Genomic DNA, 16046 nt, shown 5'->3' on the forward strand with positions numbered 1-16046 from the left:
ACGCCCCGAGACTTCGCGTCTCGCAGACGCAACCCTTCCTGGCATCCCCTGGCCCGAGGACCGGATCCATGCTCGACCTTGCGACGACGTCCCTGATTCTGGAGCCTCTCGCCTCCCCGGACGATATCCGGGAAGGCTGGAACGCCCGAACCTCCTTCCTGGACGCCCGCCACCCCGGCGAGGAGGAGGAGTTCGACGAAACCTTCGACGACGAGGAAGACGACGAGGAGGAGTTCGACGAACTCGACGATGAGGAAGACATCGACGAGGACTTCGACGACGACGAGGAAGACATCGACGAAGAGCTCGACGACGAGATCGAGGACATCGACGTCGACGAGGATGAAGACGACTTCGACGACGATGACGACGACGAGTTCGACGACATCGACGAGGAAGACGAAGAAGACATCGACTGAGCCCCGACGGACCCCGCCGGGGACCCGACGAGCAATCCCGGAAGAGGCAGGCCCCACGGCCTGCCTCTTCTCCGTTTACGCGGGCGTGCGCGGGGGATTTCCGGGAGGAGAAGCGAGAATGCACCTTGCCGCACGTCATGACTTCGGGATATTCTAAGAGAGATCGCCGTATCGGCCACCCTCCCTCGGCGCTTCGCCGGGCGATGGGACGATGTCGGTGGCAGGTACGAAGGGAGACGAAGCGATGGGTGGATCGAACGACTGGATGGGGGATTCCACCGGAGATCGGCCGACTCCTGAGACCTCGACGCGAAGGGTGCGCGAGCAATCCCAGCGCGATTTTGAAATCGAGTTCCTCGGCGGCATCCTGGAACGCGACCCGTACCTCGTCGAAGTCCTCCGCGTGCACGCCAACAACCTCGCGGCCAAGGGGTTGTACACTCGCGCGTTGCAGCTCGACCGCAGGCTCGTCCGGCTCCTCCCCGAAGATGCAATCGCCTGGTACAACCTGGCGTGCAGCTACGCGATGATGGGCATGATCGATCCCGCCTTCGCTGGCCTGCAACGGTCCCTGGAGCTGGGCTACCAGTGCCAGGAGCGGCTGCGGCACGACCCCGACCTGAAGACGCTCCGCCGCGATCCTCGCTTCCAGCGGTTGATCCGCCGCTTCGAGTTCATCCTCTGATCGGCCCCGCCGCCGATTCGTTCCGGAACGCCCCGGCCGCGCCGGCCCAAACCCGCTGAAGAGGGCGGGCGCCGCCCACCGATCCCCGGACGGTGAGCGGCGCCCGCCTTTTTTTTTTGCCCTCGTCCCTCGACACGAGCCACGGGAAGTTCGATGACCCATCACGATTGGGAGCACGTCCAGGAGGCCGCGAAGGCCGTCCGGGCGTCCTGGCAAGGAAGCCCGCGAATCGGCCTGGTGCTGGGCACCGGCCTGGGAGCCCTGGCCCGCGAGATCGAGTCGCCGGTCGCGATCCCATACCCCAAGATCCCCCACTTCCCGCGCTCCACGGTCGAGGGCCACGCCGGCCAGCTCGTCTGCGGGACCCTCGCCGGCCATCCCGTGATGGCGATGGAAGGGCGGTTCCACCTGTACGAGGGCTACTCCGCCGCCCAGGTGACGTTCCCGATCCGCGTGATGAAGGAGATGGGCTGCGAGTTGCTCGTGGTCTCCAACGCCTGCGGCGGCCTGAACCCCCAGTTCCGCAAGGGGGACCTCATGGTCATCGAAGACCACATCAACCTGCTGGGCCTCAACCCACTCATCGGCCCCAACGACGACCGCCTCGGCCCCCGCTTCCCGGATATGAGCGGGCCCTACGACGAGGGGCTGCAGGATCTGGCCCTCCGCGTGGCCCTTGAAGCGAACGTCGTCGCCCATCGGGGCGTCTACGTGGCGGTGACGGGCCCGAACCTGGAGACCCGGGCCGAGTACCGATTCCTCCGCGCCATCGGGGCCGACGTCGTCGGCATGTCCACGATCCCCGAGGTCCTGGTCGCCGTCCACGCCGGGATCAAGGTCCTGGGCTTCTCGATCGTCACCGACATGTGCCTGCCCGACGCGCTGGAGCCGGCGCGGATCGAGGACATCATCGCCGTCGCCAACCAGGCCGAAGCCAAGCTCCGCACCATCGTCCGGGGCGTCCTCGAACGCTGGCCGGGCTGAGCCGGAACGAGGCCAAGAGTCGAGCCCCCTCGCACCGATCCAGGGATCCCGAAGCGTCATGTCCACGAACGCCAAGCCGTATAAAGAGACCTTGAACCTGCCCGCCACCGGGTTCGAGATGAAGGCCAACCTGCCCGCCCGCGAGCCGAAGATGCAGGAGAGCTGGCGCGAGCAGGACCTCTACGGCCAGCTCCGCCGCGCCCGCAAGGAGGCCCCCCGCCGCGTGCTCCACGACGGCCCGCCGTACGCCAACGGCGACATCCACATGGGGACGGCCCTCAACAAGATGCTCAAGGACTTCGTCGTCCGCTCGCTCTCGATGCGCGGCTTCGACAGCCCTTACGTCCCCGGCTGGGACACCCACGGCCTGCCGATCGAGCACAAGGTCATGAAGGACCTGGGCTCGAAGGCCGCGTCCCTCAGCCGCGCCGAGATCCGCGAGCTCTGCCGCGTCGAGGCCATGAAGTGGGTCGACGTCCAGCGCGCGCAGTTCCGCCGCCTGGGAGTGCTCGGCGACTGGGACGATCCCTACCTGACCCTCGACCACCGCTACGAGGCCGGGATCGTCGACGTCCTGGCCGACCTCCTCGACGGCGGCTACGTCTTCCGCCAGCTCAAGCCGATCCACTGGTGCACCTCCGACCAGACCGCGCTGGCCGAGGCCGAGCTGGAGTACCGCGACTCGACCTCGCCCAGCATCTACGTCAACTTCCCGATGGTCGCCGGCGTCCCCGACGCCTGGCTCCAGGCCGACGGCTCGAAGGCCGAGGACTGGCGGGCGATGATCTGGACGACGACCCCCTGGACCCTCCCGGCCAACGTCGCCATCGCCGTCCACCCCGACCTGACCTACGCCGGCGTCCGCTACACCGACCCCGAGTCCGGCCGGACCGTCCGCACGATCCTGGGGGCGGACCTCGTCGCCAGGGTCATGGAGCTGAAGAGGGTCGCCGACTTCGTCGAGGTCGGCCGCTGCAAGGGTCGCGAGCTGGAGCACGCGGAGTACCGCCACCCGTTCGTGCAGCGGGTCTCGCCGATCGTGCTGGCGACCTACGTCAGCGTCGACGACGGCACCGGGCTGGTCCACACCGCCCCCGGCCACGGCGGCGAGGACTACCTGACCGGGCGCGCCTATCAACTCCCGGTCCTGAGCCCGGTCGACCCGGCGGGCAAGTTCACCGACGAGGCCCCCGAATGGCTCGTCGGCCTCCACGTCCTGGCGGGCAATCCCAAGGTCGTCGCTCATCTCAAGGAGTCGGGCGACCTCTACGTCGAGACGCCGCTGACGCACAGCTACCCCCATTGCTGGCGCTGCAAGAAGCCGGTCATCTTCCGGGCGACCGAGCAGTGGTTCGTCGGCGTGGACCGCAACGACCTTCGCGGGCGGACGTTGGAGGAGATCAAGAACGTCAAGTGGTATCCCGAGTGGGGCCAGTCGCGGATCGAGGCGATGGTGTCGCTCCGGCCGGACTGGTGCATCAGCCGCCAGCGGTCGTGGGGCGTGCCGATCCCGGCCCTGGGCTGCACCGCCTGCAACGCCCAGCTCCTCACCGCCGAGACCGCCCGCCATTTCCGCGACCTCTTCCGCAAGGAAGGGGCCGACGCCTGGTTCGGCAAGCCCGTCGAGGAGATCCTCCCCCCCGGCGCGAAGTGCCCCCAATGCGGCGGGACCAGCTTCCGCAAGGAAGGGGACATCCTGGACGTCTGGTTCGAATCCGGATCCAGCCACCGGGCCGTGCTGGCCGGGGGCGGGGGCTTCGAACTGGGCTTCCCCGCGCACATGTACCTGGAGGGCTCCGACCAGCATCGCGGCTGGTTCCAGTCGTCGATCCTGACGGCGGTCGGGACCACGGGGAAGGCCCCGTTCGAGAGCATCCTGACCCACGGGTTCGTCGTCGACGACAAGGGCCGGAAGATGGCCAAGTCCGAGGGCAACGCCATCCCCGCCGTCAAGGCGACCGAGCAGCACGGCGCCGACGTCCTCCGGCTCATGGTCTCCAGCATGGACTACGCCGACGACATCCGGATCAGCGAACGCTCGATCAAGGAAGCGTCCGAGGCGTATCGCAAGATCCGCAACACGTTCCGCTACCTCCTGGGGAACCTGGAGGACTACGCCGGGTTCGACCCGACGACCGTCGACCTGGCGACCCTCCACGAGATCGACCACTGGGCCCTCGGCCAGCTCAACCAGGTGATCCGCGACGCCCTCGCCGCCTATGAGCGGTTCGAGTTCTACCGGGTCTATTCGCGGATCTACCAGTTCTTCTCGGTGGAGCTGTCGAGCTTCTACCTCGACGTGCTGAAGGACCGGCTCTACGCCGAGGAGCCCCTGGGCCCCGACCGCCGCGCCGCGCAGTTCGTCCTGTCCAAGCTGCACGACGTCCTGACCCGGCTGCTGGCGCCGATCCTCCCGCACACGGCCGAGGAATCCTGGGGCTACCTGCCGCACGGCCAGGGCTTCCCGGCGAGCGTCCACCTGGCGACGTTCCCCGAGCCCGACCCCCGCTGGGACGACCACGAGCGCGACGCGCGCTGGGACGTCCTCAGCGAGGCCCGCGACGCCATCCTCCGGGCGCTCGAAGGGCTTCGCAAGGACAAGACGATCGGCAGCGCCCAGGAGGCGTCCGTGGTGATCACGGTCCCGACGGCCGACCTGCCGCTCCTCCAGGCCGACCGCGACCTGCTGGCGACCATCTGCCTGGTCTCGGAAGTCGAGGTCCGCGAGGCGGAAGGGGCCCCGGCGGCCGGCGCCGATCGGTTCGCGGTGTCGGCCTCGCGCTCGTCGTACGGCAAGTGCGAGCGTTGCTGGAACTACCGGCCGAGCGTCGGCCGGGCCGCCGAACACCCGACGCTCTGCGAGCGCTGCGTCCGCGTCGTGACGGCCCAGGCCGAGAAGGGCCCGGCCCGATGACCTCGACGCCGAGCGGCCCCCCGCGCCGGCCGATCTCGCCGATCCGGCTGGGGGTCTGCGTCTCCGGGGGCGGCACCACGCTCCAGAACCTGCTCGACCGGATCGAAGCCGGGACGCTCGACGCCCGGGTCGTCCAGGTCGTCGCCAGCCGCGGCGGGATCGCCGCGATCGCCAGGGCCGAGAAGGTCGGGCTCCCCGTCGCCGTCGCCGACTCGGCCAGGCAACGGACCGACCTCGAAGCCTTCAGCGCGTCGGTCTTCGATCCGATCCGGGAGAGCGGGGCGGACCTCGTCCTGCTCGCCGGATTCCTCGCCCTGGTCAAGATCCCCGACGACTTCAAGGGGAGGGTCGTCAACATCCACCCCGGCCTGATCCCGTCGTTCTGCGGCAAGGGCTACTATGGCGATCGCGTCCACCAGGCCGCTCTCGACTACGGCGTGAAGATCAGCGGCTGCACCGTCCACTTCGCCAGCGACGAGTACGACGAAGGCCCGATCATCCTCCAGAAGACCGTCCCCGTGCTGGAAGGCGACGACGCCCGCGCCCTGGCCGCCCGCGTCTTCGAGGCCGAACGCGAGGCCCTCCCCGAAGCCGTCGCCCTCTATGCCTCCGGCCGCCTTCGCATCGAAGGCCGTCGGGTGCGGATCGTCTCGCCGGGAGACGAGCCGGACGTCTGATCTCGTCTCCTCCCTCCCCGATCCTCTTGGCTCACCGGACGTCCGGGATGCCGGGATGATCCGCCGGGCGGGGACCGGGCGCGGGCCAGTGGAACGTGCGCTCGTCCTCGCGGATCGAGACGTCGTTGATGCTGGCCTCGCGACGGCGCATCAGGCCCTTCTCGTCGAACTCCCACAGCTCGTTGCCGTAGCTGCGATACCAGCGGCCCGAATCGTCGCGCCACTCGTAGCGGAATCGGACGGCGATGTGGGCGTCGGTGAAGGCCCACAAGGCCTTGACCAGCCGGTAGTCAAGCTCCTTCGCCCACTTGCGGGCGAGGAAGGCCCGGATCTCGTCGCGACCGACGAGGAATTCCGAGCGGTTGCGCCACGCGGAGTCCTCGGTGTAGGCGAGGGCCACGCGGTCGGGATCGCGCGAGTTCCAGGCGTCCTCGGCCGCCCGGACTTTCCGAGCGGCCGACTCCGCCGTGAAGGGGGGCGCGTTCGCCGAAGGGCCCTGGGACGCGGCCGGCGTTTGCGAGTTCATCGGACTCTCCTGCGAGCGTAAAAGGCGAAGGGCTTACTCCGAGAACGCCTCCAGCTCCGCGCAGGAGGAGAAGGCCTGATCGGGGGCGTCGCCCGAGGCGGGGACGCCGACGACGCGAACGCCTCGCGCGGCGACGGGCTCCTTGAGCTTCAGTTCGAACGGCTGGCCGGGCTTGAGGTCGGCGGCCTGGGTCGCGGTCGCGGCGGGGTAGTCGGCCAGCTCGCCGATGGTCTCCCAGGGGCCCTCGGCGTCGCGTCGGATCTGCACGCGCGGCTTCCCCTTCGTCGCGTCGAACCAGCCGCCGTCGTGGAAGGTTCGGCCGTGCCGGAAGACGACGCGACGGACCGGGGTCGGCTCGGTGAGGGCGACGGCGTACCAATCTTCGCCGTCCTTCGGCTTGCGGGCGTCGAAGGTCACGACGTAGGTCTCCGGATCGCCGTCGTTGATCGAGCCGCCGACGTTCCCCTCGCGCGAGCGGGACTCCTCGGCGTAGGCGAGGATCGAGTCGCGCACGGCGAGCGGGACGCCCGGCGCGCGGAGCCAGACGCGATACGCGCCGCCGGTCGAGCCGGCGTCGGCGAACGGCACGAGGACGGCGGGGGACGGGGCGGCGTTGGGATCGCGGCCGACGACCGGCAGGCGGAACGCCAGGTCCTGGCCCGGGACCGCCTCGACCTTCTCGAAGGCCGTCAGGCCGACGGCCCTCGCGGGGGGGCCGCCGGGGTTTCGGGCCTCGTCGTACGCCAGGACGAACGGGCCCCAGGTCAGCGCCGCGCAGTCGGGGTTGGAAACGCCGCCGGGGACCGCCCTCGGCTCCAAATCGACGTTGACCTGGATCGTCGTGCCGTCGCGCCAATCATTGGACGAGAGCACGATCGAGCCGTCCGGCAGGACCTTCAACTCGGAGGACGAGCCCTTCGTCGAGACCCGAAGCGTGCGGCTCCAGGCCGGCTTCGGGATCACGATCGAGAGGGCGAACGGCCCGAAGGCGCGAAGCGTCATCGTCGAGGTCCCCGATCGCGGGAACTCGCTCGACTGGTCGATCACGACGTCGCGGCCGGCGACCGGGAACGTCGCCTCCGAGGTCTCCCGCGTCTCGACGATCACCGCGTCGCGGCCCTCCCACTCGGTCGTCAGGTAGGCCGCCTGCACGACCAGGGCCATGCCGCGAGGCCCGCTGGAGTGGCAGCAGGTGATATGGGCGTCGTACTGCTTCCGGCCTTCCAGGGCCGTGTAATAGCACCAGTCGTCGCCCGCCGGATGCTGAGCCGCGGCCAGGTGGTTGTACGCGGCCAGTTCGATCGCCTCGGCGTACTTCCGCTCGCCGGTGAACCGCAGCAGTTGCAGCGAGAGCTGGATCCAGGTGGTCGTCACGCAGACCTCGCCGATGTGGGCGCCGACCGAATTCGGCAGGACGTGGGCCTCGTGGAAGTGCTCTCCCGCGCTGGCCGAGCCGGTGACGTACAGCCGGTTGGCGACGACGTCGTCCCAGGCGTGGATCACGGGGTCGAGGTACGCCCGGTCGCCCGTCGCGCGGGCCAGCTCGCAGAGGCCGACGAGGTTCGAGAGCATCTCATACGCCTTGCCGTTGCCGACCTCGTCCACCCCCTTGCCGGCCGTGAGGCGCGACAGGATCTCCGGCCCGCCGGCCTCGTCCCACGACTTCACGAGGTAGCGGGCGAAGTCCAGATATCGCGCGTCGCCGGTGGAGCGGTACAGCAGGACGATCGGCTCCAGGACGCTGGTCGCCGCCATGCCGACGTGGGTGCCGGCTTCCAGGATGCTCCGCTTCGCCGGGAAGGTCGCGATCAGCAGGTCGCCCATGCGCCGGCAGGCGTCGAGCGCGGCGGGATCGCCGGTGTACTGGTGATAGGTCAGCAGCCCGATCAAATTGTACTTGTGCGACCAGACGTCCCAGTCGGCGCCGGGAAAGAGGCCGAACCGCTTCTCCGGGACGTAGGTGCCGAGATAGCCGTCGGGCTCCTGGCAGGCGACCAAATCGGCGACGACCTTGTCGAGCTTCGCCTTGAGGGCGGGATCGCCGGTGTTCGCCCAGGCGAGGGTCGCCGCGTGCAGCCACTTGCCGACGTGCTCGCCGATCCAGGGGTGGCTCCCCGGCCGCTTCCGATAGCCCGCGAGCAGCGGCTCGACGTCCACGTTCAGGAGCCGGACCTTCTCATTCAGCGCGACCCGATTCCCCAGCCAGCCCCCCAGCTTGATGCGGGACGGAGAGAGCAGGCGGGCCGCGTCCGGCAGCCTGTCGGGCGTCTTGTAGGCGAGGGGCTCGATCCGGTCGGCCGACGCCGTCGACGGGGCCGTCAGCCCGACCAAAAGTGAGAGGAGCAGGGTCGTCCGCTTCATGGCGATGGTCCTGGATGTCGAGGTGCGTCGCGAGGTCAGAGCAGCAGGGAGTCGAGCCGCGCCAGGCCGACGGGCTCGCGGCTGGCGAACGGCTCGGCGTGCCCGACGCCGACCATGTGGCCCCAGTATCGGGTGCGGTCGCAGACCGATTCGATCACGCCCGGTCGCCCCGCCGGCTGGTTGTCGACGAGCTGCGAGCGATAGCAGTTCAGCGCGGCGACCTTGGCGTCGAGTTCCTCGGAGATGTCGAGCACCAGGCTGGGCCGCTCGGTGATTCGCAGGTGGACGCTGAAGTAGTAGAGGATGCGCGCGGGGTGGAACGGCTCTCCGGGGATGTCGGACTTGGAAAGCTTGCTCCAGAATCGGGCGTCCTCGACGAGCTTGGTGGCCGCGGTGTGGTCCGGGTGGGCGTCTTCCCAGTAGGGGGCGAAGATCAGGCGGGGGCGGACTCGTCGGAAGACCGCCGCGAGCGCCCGGCGGCTGGCCAGGTCGGGCTGGAGGCTCCGGTTCGGGAGGCCCAGGTTCTCACGCCAGGGGTTTCCCAGCTTCGCGTTCGCGGCGGCCGTCTCGGCCTTCCGGATTTCCAGGCTGCCGAGCGGGGTGGGCTCGCCGCTGGTGAGGTCGAGGACGCCGACCTTCCAGCCTTGCTTCCGGAGTCGGAGGATCGTCCCGCCGACCCCGAGTTCCGCGTCGTCGGGATGGGGAGACACGACCAGGGCGTCGAGCATGAGAACGTCCCGCCTGGGGGTTCGAGGCGTCTGCCGCCGAGCCCCGCGACCCGCGCCGGCCCGTCGAACCGTCTCGATCAGATTACCCTGCTCAGGGCCGAAGCGACAGGGGAGCGATCGACGGCCCCGTCGCCGGCCGGGACGACTGGCGAGAGACACCCCAGGGAGAAGGACTCCGGACGCTTACGCCGCCCGCGCCGTCCTGGCGGGACGGCGGAACCAAGGGGAGGCCGAGGAGCGGGACCGACGCCTGGACGACCTGGCCCGTCGCGACCTGGCCGCGCGATCGGTCCGGACGGCGGAGTTCCGGACCCGGATCGACGAGACTCGCCGGGGCCATCGCGGCAAGTCCGCCCTCACCGCGAGGCTCGATCGCATGTTCGGGAAGTGAGCCCGAGCCGCGGCGCATAAAAGAGGCGAGCCGGGGCGTCGACCCGCTCGCCTGCGTGGGAATTCCGGGAGGCTCGTCACGCCGGGGGGGACGTCTTCTTGGCGGACGACCTGGCCTTGGCGGCGGGCTTCGCCTTGGCGGCGGGCTTGGCCTTCGCCTTGGAGGCGGTCTTGGCTTCGGGGGCGGCCGATTTCGCGGCGGCGGCCTTCTTCGGCGCGGGCTTGGTCTTGGCCTCGGCCTTGGGGGCGTCCGCCTTGACGGTGGTCTTGACCTTGGTCTGCGTCTTGGCCTTGGGGGCGGCGGCCTTCGCCTTGGGCTTGGCCTTGGCTTTCTTGGGCACCGCGTCGGTACCGGGGAGCGAGGCCGCGACGGCCTCGACGACCTCCGCCCCCTTGTCGCGGACGGCCTCGGCGCCCGAGGCGATCGATTCACCGGCGGCCTTGGCCGCGGCGGCGACCTGGCCCGGAAGCTTCTTGGCCGCCTTCTTCGTGGCGACGGCGGCCTCGACGACCGTCTCCTTCACGCTCTCCGCGACCGTCTTCGATTTCGTCTTCTTCGTCGGGCTCATGTCGACCTCTCGTGGGGGGCTGGGGCTGGAGCGACCTGATCCTCGCTGCGCCGCGACGCCCGCCGGGCCGCGCCCCGCGGGGTCGAATCGAGGGTGATCGGGATGCCGACCGTGCGAGGCGACTTCGACGCGCGATCGCGGAAGTCCCTCCGGGAATTCTAACCCACGAACGAAGTCCGTGAGATCGTGTTTTGTTGATTCGAACCCGTTTGGAAACGTGCTTGCGACCCGTCGCCGCCGAACGAGGGCAAGCCGTGACGGGTGCGGCGAGATTGCCGCGCCGCCCTGGCACGGACCAGACCCGTCCGGCCATGATGAGGACGGGAGTGCGAGCCGTCGCGGCCGCGCGAGTCAATTGGAGACGCCGTGATGAACGTCGATTCGAGGGTCCGAGCATCTCGGGAGCTGGATGAGAGCCGCCCCGGCGCGATCATCGCGCTGGCGGCCTGGGGCGTGGCGATGGGGGCCGCGCTCGGCGGCCTTACGAACGCGATCAACGGCCGGGTGAGTCCCGAGTACTTTCGCGCCGTCATGCACTGGGAGCGGGTGCTCGACGTGGCGCGGGCGAGCGTCGCGCAGGGGATCTTCGAGGGGCTCCTGTTCGGGCTCGGCCTCTCGATGATCTTCACGTCGACGGTCGGCATGGTGAGCCACGCGCGGTGCCCGCTACGGGTCTCGGGGAAGTACCTGCTGGCGATCGGCGGGGCGGCGTTGGCGTGCTGGGTGATCGGCGGGCTGCTGGCGACGGGGCTCGCGACGCTCAGCCCGGAGTTCTACCGTGAGGCCTTCCGCGCCGCCCCCGAGGAGCCCGGCGCGCTGATCCGCTTCGCCTGGGTCGGGGGCTCGATCTGGGGATTGCAGTTCGGCGGATTGGCCGCAGTGATCGTGGCGTCAGTCCTGTTCCGGGCGTGGTGGCGGTCGAACCTCGCATACCCGACGCCCGCGTGACGGAGTCAATCCTCCGCCCCTCGGCCTGTCCCGATGGCCGGTTTCGATAGGGATCATCACGTCCTTCCCCCGCGAGGGGGGAAGACCGTGATCGAGCACGAAGGCCGATGGAGTTTCAAGCGATCGGCCTGCAAATTCCGTCGGCGCTCATGCTCGTCCTCCCCGCGAGGGGGGAAGACCGTCGTGAGGGGGCTGCGGACTTCGAGGCCCACGCCGGACCGGGGATGCGACGGCGGTCGTCCCCCTGGTCCGGCTTTCGACGGTTTTCTCCCGCCGGGGGATGGGGCGTGGGCTCACATGGTCCGGTCGACGGCCTCGGCGACGCGTCGGCACTGGTCCATGAGCTGGCCGAAGGCCGCGGGGGTGATGGTCTGGGAGCCGTCGCTGGCGGCCCGCTTGGGGTCCTCGTGCACCTCGATGATGAGGCCGTCGGCGCCCGCCGCGATGGACGCCCTGGACATCGACGCGACCAGGCTCGCCTTGCCGGTGCCGTGCGACGGGTCGACGACGACGGGGAGGTGGGACTTCTCGTTGAGGTAGGCGACGGTAGCCAGCGGCAGGGTGAATCGGGTGTGGTCCTCGAACGTCCTGATCCCGCGCTCGCAGAGGACGACGTTGGGGTTGCCGCGATCGAGGATGTACTCGGCTGCCAGCAGGAATTCCTCGATGGTCGCGCTCATGCCCCGCTTGAGCAGGGTCGGCTTGCCGGAGTCTCCCACGGCCTGGAGGAGCTGGTAGTTCTGCATGTTGCGGGCGCCGATCTGGAGGACGTCGGCGTACTCGGCGACCATCGCCACATGCTCGGGCGCCATGACCTCGGTGACGATCGCCAGGCCGCTCTCCGCCCGCGCGGCGGCGAGCATTTGCAGACCCTTCTCTTTGTGGCCCTGGAAGCTGTAGGGGCTCGTCCGGGGCTTGAACGCGCCCCCCCGGAGGCCCGTCGCGCCCAGGTCGCGGAGCTTGCGGGCGATGGCGACGATCTGCTCCTCGCTCTCGACGGAGCAGGGGCCGGCGATGGCCGCGATCTTCGTTCCGCCGATCTCCAGGCCCAGGGCCTTGACCACCGTCCGGTCCTTCTTGATCTCGGACGAGGCTCGCTTGTAGGGGGCCATGATCGGCAGGACCTTCTCGACCCCCTCGCCGGTCTCAAGCGCCTCGGCGAGCCCCGGCCGCTCCTGGCCGAGCGCGGCGACGATCGATTGGTGCTCTCCCTTGATGACCTGCGGGGTCAGCCCCAGCGACGAAATCTGCTGCGCCATGGTCTCGATCTGCGTCCCGGTCGCGTCCGGCTTCATCACCACGATCACGGTTGACGCCCTCCCTCTGATTGTTGAGCCTCGGGGCCCGCCCGATCCTGCCCCGGCGCACGCGGCCGGGAGGTCGAGGTGACGTCGCCGACGCCCTCTTGCTGGGAAACTCGGAATGGGCAAAGCGGAAAACGAAAAGGCCCCGGTCCTGATGCCAGGTCCCGGGGCCTTTGGGTTTTGACTTTGTATGGGGGTGGGGTTCTAAACGACACCTCCGCACACTGCCCGGCGACCTGACGTGACCCTGGTAAACCAGAACCACCAGCCCTGATAGGAGCCGTTATAGGTCGCAAACAAGCCGTGAGCCACGCGAGGGAACCCCAATCGTCGCTGTCGTATCGATCAAGAAAGGCGAATCCGACCGGGCTCGGGGCGAATCCCCGAGCCCGATCGAACCAAACCTCGGTAGGTTCGGAATATGCGGCTTGCCCGACGGGCAACCCGTCGGCTGCCGTTAGGCGAGCCGCCCCTGGTTGTCACTACACACGCGATCACCTCCTTTACGTTCTAGCCTCCCCGGGCCCGCGTGAGTCCAGCCTCATCGCGAGTGCGGGCTCTAGTCCGTCACGCCACGGTAGCGCGATCCGAGTGCCGTTCAGACGCGTGTCGCCCGAATCGACACAATCACTGTATCCCCGAGGGGGGGCGGGATCAACCGTTGGCGTCGAAAATCAATCCAGACTTTCCAGGACCGCCCGGCAGGCCAGGGCCAATCGCTCCAGCCGCGGATCGCCTTCGCCGCAGACGCGGAGGGAGGCTTCGTAATACCAGAGGACCTGCTCCCGGTCGGCGTGGAAGGCGGCCCAGACGTCGACGCCCCGGGCGAGGTCGTGGGCGATGGCGGCCAGGTTGTGGAGCTTGTCGGCCAGGATCACGGCGCGGGCCTCGACCGGGGCGTCGGCCAGGGCGGCGAGGTGGTCGGTCTTGCGGTCGATCCAGGGACGTTTGCGGCCCGACGCGTCGAGCTTGACCTCGGAACAGAAGCCGACGAGCCGGGCGACCTCCGGGCCGAACGACCGCGACACCTCGTCGAGGGTCGTCGGCGTGTCCTCGACGACGTCGTGGAGCAGCCCGGCGATCACGACGTCTTCCGCGAAGCCGGCGCGTTCCAGGATCCCGGCCACCGCGGCGACGTGCTGGAAGTAGGGCGTCTCGCTCGACCGCCTCACCTGGCCCTGATGGGCGACGGCCGCGAACCGCGAGGCGGACTCCAGGCGATCCGAGTACAAGGGGGGCGCATCCGACATCGATTCCAGGCTCCTGCACGTCCGCGACGATCGACCGCACGCCCTCGCAGCTTGCCCCGCCGGGCCCGTGAGGGCAAGATGGCGGTTGATCCGAGTCCCGCTTTCAAGCCCGCCGGATGAGACCACGCCATGACGAGCCATCGGACGCATTCCCGGATCGCGACTTTCCTCGGAGCCTGCCTGTTCGGCTTCGGAGCGGCCGTCGCGGAGCCCCGAGCGGAGGCCGAGCCCCCCGCGGAACCCCGGCCCAGGGTCGTGGTGCGGGGCGTCTACGGCGGCGTCCCGTCGCAGATTTTCGAGCGGGGCGAGACGCTCGACGACTACGGAATCAACGCCGTCTGGATCGGGTCGGAAGGGGCGACGGCAGGGGTGGTCGCCGACCTGAAGGCGAAGGCCCCCGGCGTCCGGGTCTTCGCCGAGTTCAACACCATGCACCACGCCGGCTACCTGGCCGACCACCCCGACGCCGCGCCCGTCGGCCCGGACGGCCTGCGCTCCCCCGCGCCCGACGGCTGGCAGGGGGTCTGCCCGACCCATCCCGAATACCGTCGCGAGCGGATGGCCGCCTTCCGGAAGACGCTCGCCGAGGCCCCGGTCGACGGGATCTGGCTCGACTACCACCACGCCCACGCGAGCTGGGAGCAGGCCGAGCCCAACCTGCCCGACACCTGCTTCTGCAAGCGGTGCCTGGAGACCTTCGCCCGCGACGCCGGCGCGACGATCGGCGACCGGCCCACGCCCGAGATCGCCCGCCGGCTGCTGGGAGAGGACCGCGAGAAGTGGGTGGCCTGGCGCTGCGGCGTCTTCACCGACTGGGTCCGCGAGTTCCGGTCGATCGTGGACGAGGTCCGGCCCAGTGCCCTGCTGGGGACATTCCACTGCCCCTGGACCGACAAGGAACGCGGCGGCGCCCTGCGCGACAAGCTGGCGATCGACCTCAAGGCCCAGGCTCCCTACCTGGACGTCTTCAGCATCATGCCCTACCACGCCCGGTTCGGCCACGCCGACGACCCCGCCTGGATCTCGCGCCAGACGGCCTGGCTCGGCGAGTTCCTGGGCGTCCGGGGCGAGCCCGGCGAACGCCACAAGATCTGGCCCATCGTCCAGGTCGCCGACTGGGGCGAGACCGTCCGTCCGGAAGACGTCGCCGCGATCCTGGACCACGGCACGAGGCCCCCATCGACCGGCGCGACCGTCTTCCACTGGTCGGGCATCGGCCCCGACTGGGACAAAGTGCAGGCGATGGGACGCTTCTACCGCGCCATCCGACCCTGACAGAAGCCGGCGCATCGAGGGTCGCGGAAATTGGCTTCGTTCGGCCTCCCCGCGAATGAACCCAATTCGCCGCATCTCGAAATTCTGAAATAAGTTGCAATCTCTGCCCGGATTCCGAGATTGGCTTTGTTCGGCCATTTTCGGCCTCGGATGCGATGCCTGGCGATTGGCTTCGATCGGGACGCCGACGAACGGAGCCAATCTGTCGCAAGTCTCTGCTAGCCTGGGGTTTCGATCCATAAAGCCGGTTCCCGAATTGGCTTTGTTCGGCGAGTTTCGACCATGTCGCGATTCTCTCCGTCGGAACGGGGGACGGAGGCGCGGGGCGCACCGCTCCTACCCTCATCATGAGGCCGGTTTGCGCTCGAGTGAACCTGGGCCGGTCGAGCTTACGTCTCTGGGAGGGGCGATGTCGCGCAGGCCGGGATCGGGTAGGATGGGGAGGTCGGCCGGGGTTCGTGGCGTCTCGTCCGCGACGGGCCGACGCAACTTCTAGGGGAATCGATGATGTTCAGCGGCCTCACCAAGCTCGCCGCCGAAGGGGATGAGGCGGGCGTCCGGCGCATGCTGGACGAGGGGGCGCCCGTGGACGTCGTCACCGACGGACCGTCCAACATGACGCCGCTCCAGGTCGCCGCGAAGGAGGGGCATCTGGAGGTCGTCAAGCTACTCCTGGAGCGGGGCGCCGACGTCAATCACGTCGACGAGAAAGGGTTCACGCCGGTCACCACGGCCGCCCGCGCCTCCGAGTGGCAGGTCTTGAAGGTCCTGGCCGAGCACGGCGGCGATTTCCGGACGCCGGACAAGACCCGCCGCAACGGCCACGACTACCTGCGACGCTGCCGGGGCCAGCGCACCCGAGCCAGGATCCAGACGATCCTCGAGACGCGCGGTTCGAAGCCGAAGGGGGATGAGGCGGAAGCCGCCGCCGCCGACCCTCTAGAAGCAAGAAGCTCCCACCCCGCCGGGGCCGAATCCGGCGAGGGGGAGACTTCCTGAGGATGATCGGGTTAAGC

14 protein-coding genes are annotated in these 16046 nt (G+C 69.3%); 8 read left to right on the forward strand and 6 right to left on the reverse strand.

Going from position 1 to position 16046, the window contains the following annotated elements:
- Nucleotides 1-68: 68 nt before the first annotated feature.
- The 5 genes from VT85_RS27330 (at nucleotide 69) to purN (ending at nucleotide 5679) form a co-directional block, all read left to right on the forward strand.
- Nucleotides 69-419: a hypothetical protein gene (locus tag VT85_RS27330; protein WP_068410435.1), complete on the forward strand. Its 351-nt coding sequence runs from the start codon at nucleotides 69-71 to the stop codon at nucleotides 417-419.
- A 244-nt stretch (nucleotides 420-663) separates the two neighbouring features.
- On the forward strand, nucleotides 664-1104 hold the full coding sequence (locus tag VT85_RS03235) for a TPR end-of-group domain-containing protein (RefSeq protein ID WP_068410439.1): 441 nt from the start codon (nucleotides 664-666) through the stop codon (nucleotides 1102-1104).
- A gap of 153 nt (nucleotides 1105-1257) precedes the next feature.
- A complete protein-coding gene (locus VT85_RS03240) occupies nucleotides 1258-2088 on the forward strand; it encodes a purine-nucleoside phosphorylase (RefSeq protein ID WP_068410443.1) in 831 nt (276 codons plus the stop codon).
- Between the two features lie 58 nt (nucleotides 2089-2146).
- Complete coding sequence (gene ileS / locus VT85_RS03245; RefSeq protein ID WP_068410446.1) at nucleotides 2147-5002, forward strand: isoleucine--tRNA ligase; 2856 nt, start codon at nucleotides 2147-2149, stop codon at nucleotides 5000-5002.
- Nucleotides 4999-5679: a phosphoribosylglycinamide formyltransferase gene (gene purN, locus VT85_RS03250; protein WP_068410449.1), complete on the forward strand. Its 681-nt coding sequence runs from the start codon at nucleotides 4999-5001 to the stop codon at nucleotides 5677-5679. Before ileS ends, purN begins: the two co-directional genes overlap by 4 nt.
- Nucleotides 5680-5710: 31 nt before the next feature.
- Here the strand turns inward: purN and VT85_RS03255 are convergent, their stop codons facing one another.
- From VT85_RS03255 to VT85_RS27335, 4 genes are all read right to left on the reverse strand, one after another.
- Nucleotides 5711-6205, reverse strand: coding sequence for a DUF1348 family protein (locus VT85_RS03255; protein WP_068410452.1), 495 nt, complete (start codon nucleotides 6203-6205; stop codon nucleotides 5711-5713).
- 33 nt (nucleotides 6206-6238) lie between these two features.
- Entirely contained in the window at nucleotides 6239-8566 is a 2328-nt protein-coding gene (locus tag VT85_RS03260) for a beta-L-arabinofuranosidase domain-containing protein (protein ID WP_068410455.1), read from the reverse strand.
- Between the two features lie 35 nt (nucleotides 8567-8601).
- Entirely contained in the window at nucleotides 8602-9294 is a 693-nt protein-coding gene (gene bshB1 / locus VT85_RS03265) for a bacillithiol biosynthesis deacetylase BshB1 (RefSeq protein ID WP_068410458.1), read from the reverse strand.
- A gap of 467 nt (nucleotides 9295-9761) precedes the next feature.
- Nucleotides 9762-10253 carry a hypothetical protein gene (locus tag VT85_RS27335; RefSeq protein ID WP_068410464.1) on the reverse strand — a complete coding sequence of 164 codons (492 nt, stop codon included), beginning with the start codon at nucleotides 10251-10253 and terminating at the stop codon, nucleotides 9762-9764.
- Between the two features lie 369 nt (nucleotides 10254-10622).
- Here VT85_RS27335 and VT85_RS03280 point away from each other — a divergent pair, with 369 nt between their 5' ends.
- On the forward strand, nucleotides 10623-11201 hold the full coding sequence (locus tag VT85_RS03280) for a hypothetical protein (RefSeq protein WP_068410467.1): 579 nt from the start codon (nucleotides 10623-10625) through the stop codon (nucleotides 11199-11201).
- A 293-nt stretch (nucleotides 11202-11494) separates the two neighbouring features.
- On the opposite strand, the gene aroF is transcribed toward VT85_RS03280, so the two are convergent.
- Nucleotides 11495-12508: a 3-deoxy-7-phosphoheptulonate synthase gene (aroF, locus tag VT85_RS03285; protein WP_068410471.1), complete on the reverse strand. Its 1014-nt coding sequence runs from the start codon at nucleotides 12506-12508 to the stop codon at nucleotides 11495-11497.
- 671 nt (nucleotides 12509-13179) lie between these two features.
- Nucleotides 13180-13755, reverse strand: coding sequence for an HD domain-containing protein (locus tag VT85_RS03290; protein ID WP_082858316.1), 576 nt, complete (start codon nucleotides 13753-13755; stop codon nucleotides 13180-13182).
- A gap of 129 nt (nucleotides 13756-13884) precedes the next feature.
- Here VT85_RS03290 and VT85_RS03295 point away from each other — a divergent pair, with 129 nt between their 5' ends.
- Complete coding sequence (locus tag VT85_RS03295; RefSeq protein WP_231871450.1) at nucleotides 13885-15030, forward strand: hypothetical protein; 1146 nt, start codon at nucleotides 13885-13887, stop codon at nucleotides 15028-15030.
- A gap of 504 nt (nucleotides 15031-15534) precedes the next feature.
- Entirely contained in the window at nucleotides 15535-16029 is a 495-nt protein-coding gene (locus VT85_RS03300) for an ankyrin repeat domain-containing protein (RefSeq protein WP_082858317.1), read from the forward strand.
- Nucleotides 16030-16046: the final 17 nt, after the last annotated feature.

It is taken from the genome of Planctomyces sp. SH-PL62 (assembly GCF_001610895.1).
Lineage (GTDB): Bacteria > Planctomycetota > Planctomycetia > Isosphaerales > Isosphaeraceae > Paludisphaera.

Bases quoted from the DNA above. Each gene is read 5' to 3' on its own strand.
- VT85_RS27330 (WP_068410435.1), top strand. From the start codon at position 69: ATGCTCGACCTTGCGACGACGTCCCTGATTCTGGAGCCTCTCGCCTCC.
- VT85_RS03235 (WP_068410439.1), top strand. From the start codon at position 664: ATGGGTGGATCGAACGACTGGATGGGGGATTCCACCGGAGATCGGCCG.
- VT85_RS03240 (WP_068410443.1), top strand. From the start codon at position 1,258: ATGACCCATCACGATTGGGAGCACGTCCAGGAGGCCGCGAAGGCCGTC.
- ileS (WP_068410446.1), top strand. From the start codon at position 2,147: ATGTCCACGAACGCCAAGCCGTATAAAGAGACCTTGAACCTGCCCGCC.
- purN (WP_068410449.1), top strand. From the start codon at position 4,999: ATGACCTCGACGCCGAGCGGCCCCCCGCGCCGGCCGATCTCGCCGATC.
- VT85_RS03255 (WP_068410452.1), bottom strand. From the start codon at position 6,205: ATGAACTCGCAAACGCCGGCCGCGTCCCAGGGCCCTTCGGCGAACGCG.
- VT85_RS03260 (WP_068410455.1), bottom strand. From the start codon at position 8,566: ATGAAGCGGACGACCCTGCTCCTCTCACTTTTGGTCGGGCTGACGGCC.
- bshB1 (WP_068410458.1), bottom strand. From the start codon at position 9,294: ATGCTCGACGCCCTGGTCGTGTCTCCCCATCCCGACGACGCGGAACTC.
- VT85_RS27335 (WP_068410464.1), bottom strand. From the start codon at position 10,253: ATGAGCCCGACGAAGAAGACGAAATCGAAGACGGTCGCGGAGAGCGTG.
- VT85_RS03280 (WP_068410467.1), top strand. From the start codon at position 10,623: ATGAACGTCGATTCGAGGGTCCGAGCATCTCGGGAGCTGGATGAGAGC.
- VT85_RS03290 (WP_082858316.1), bottom strand. From the start codon at position 13,755: ATGTCGGATGCGCCCCCCTTGTACTCGGATCGCCTGGAGTCCGCCTCG.
- VT85_RS03295 (WP_231871450.1), top strand. From the start codon at position 13,885: ATGACGAGCCATCGGACGCATTCCCGGATCGCGACTTTCCTCGGAGCC.
- VT85_RS03300 (WP_082858317.1), top strand. From the start codon at position 15,535: ATGATGTTCAGCGGCCTCACCAAGCTCGCCGCCGAAGGGGATGAGGCG.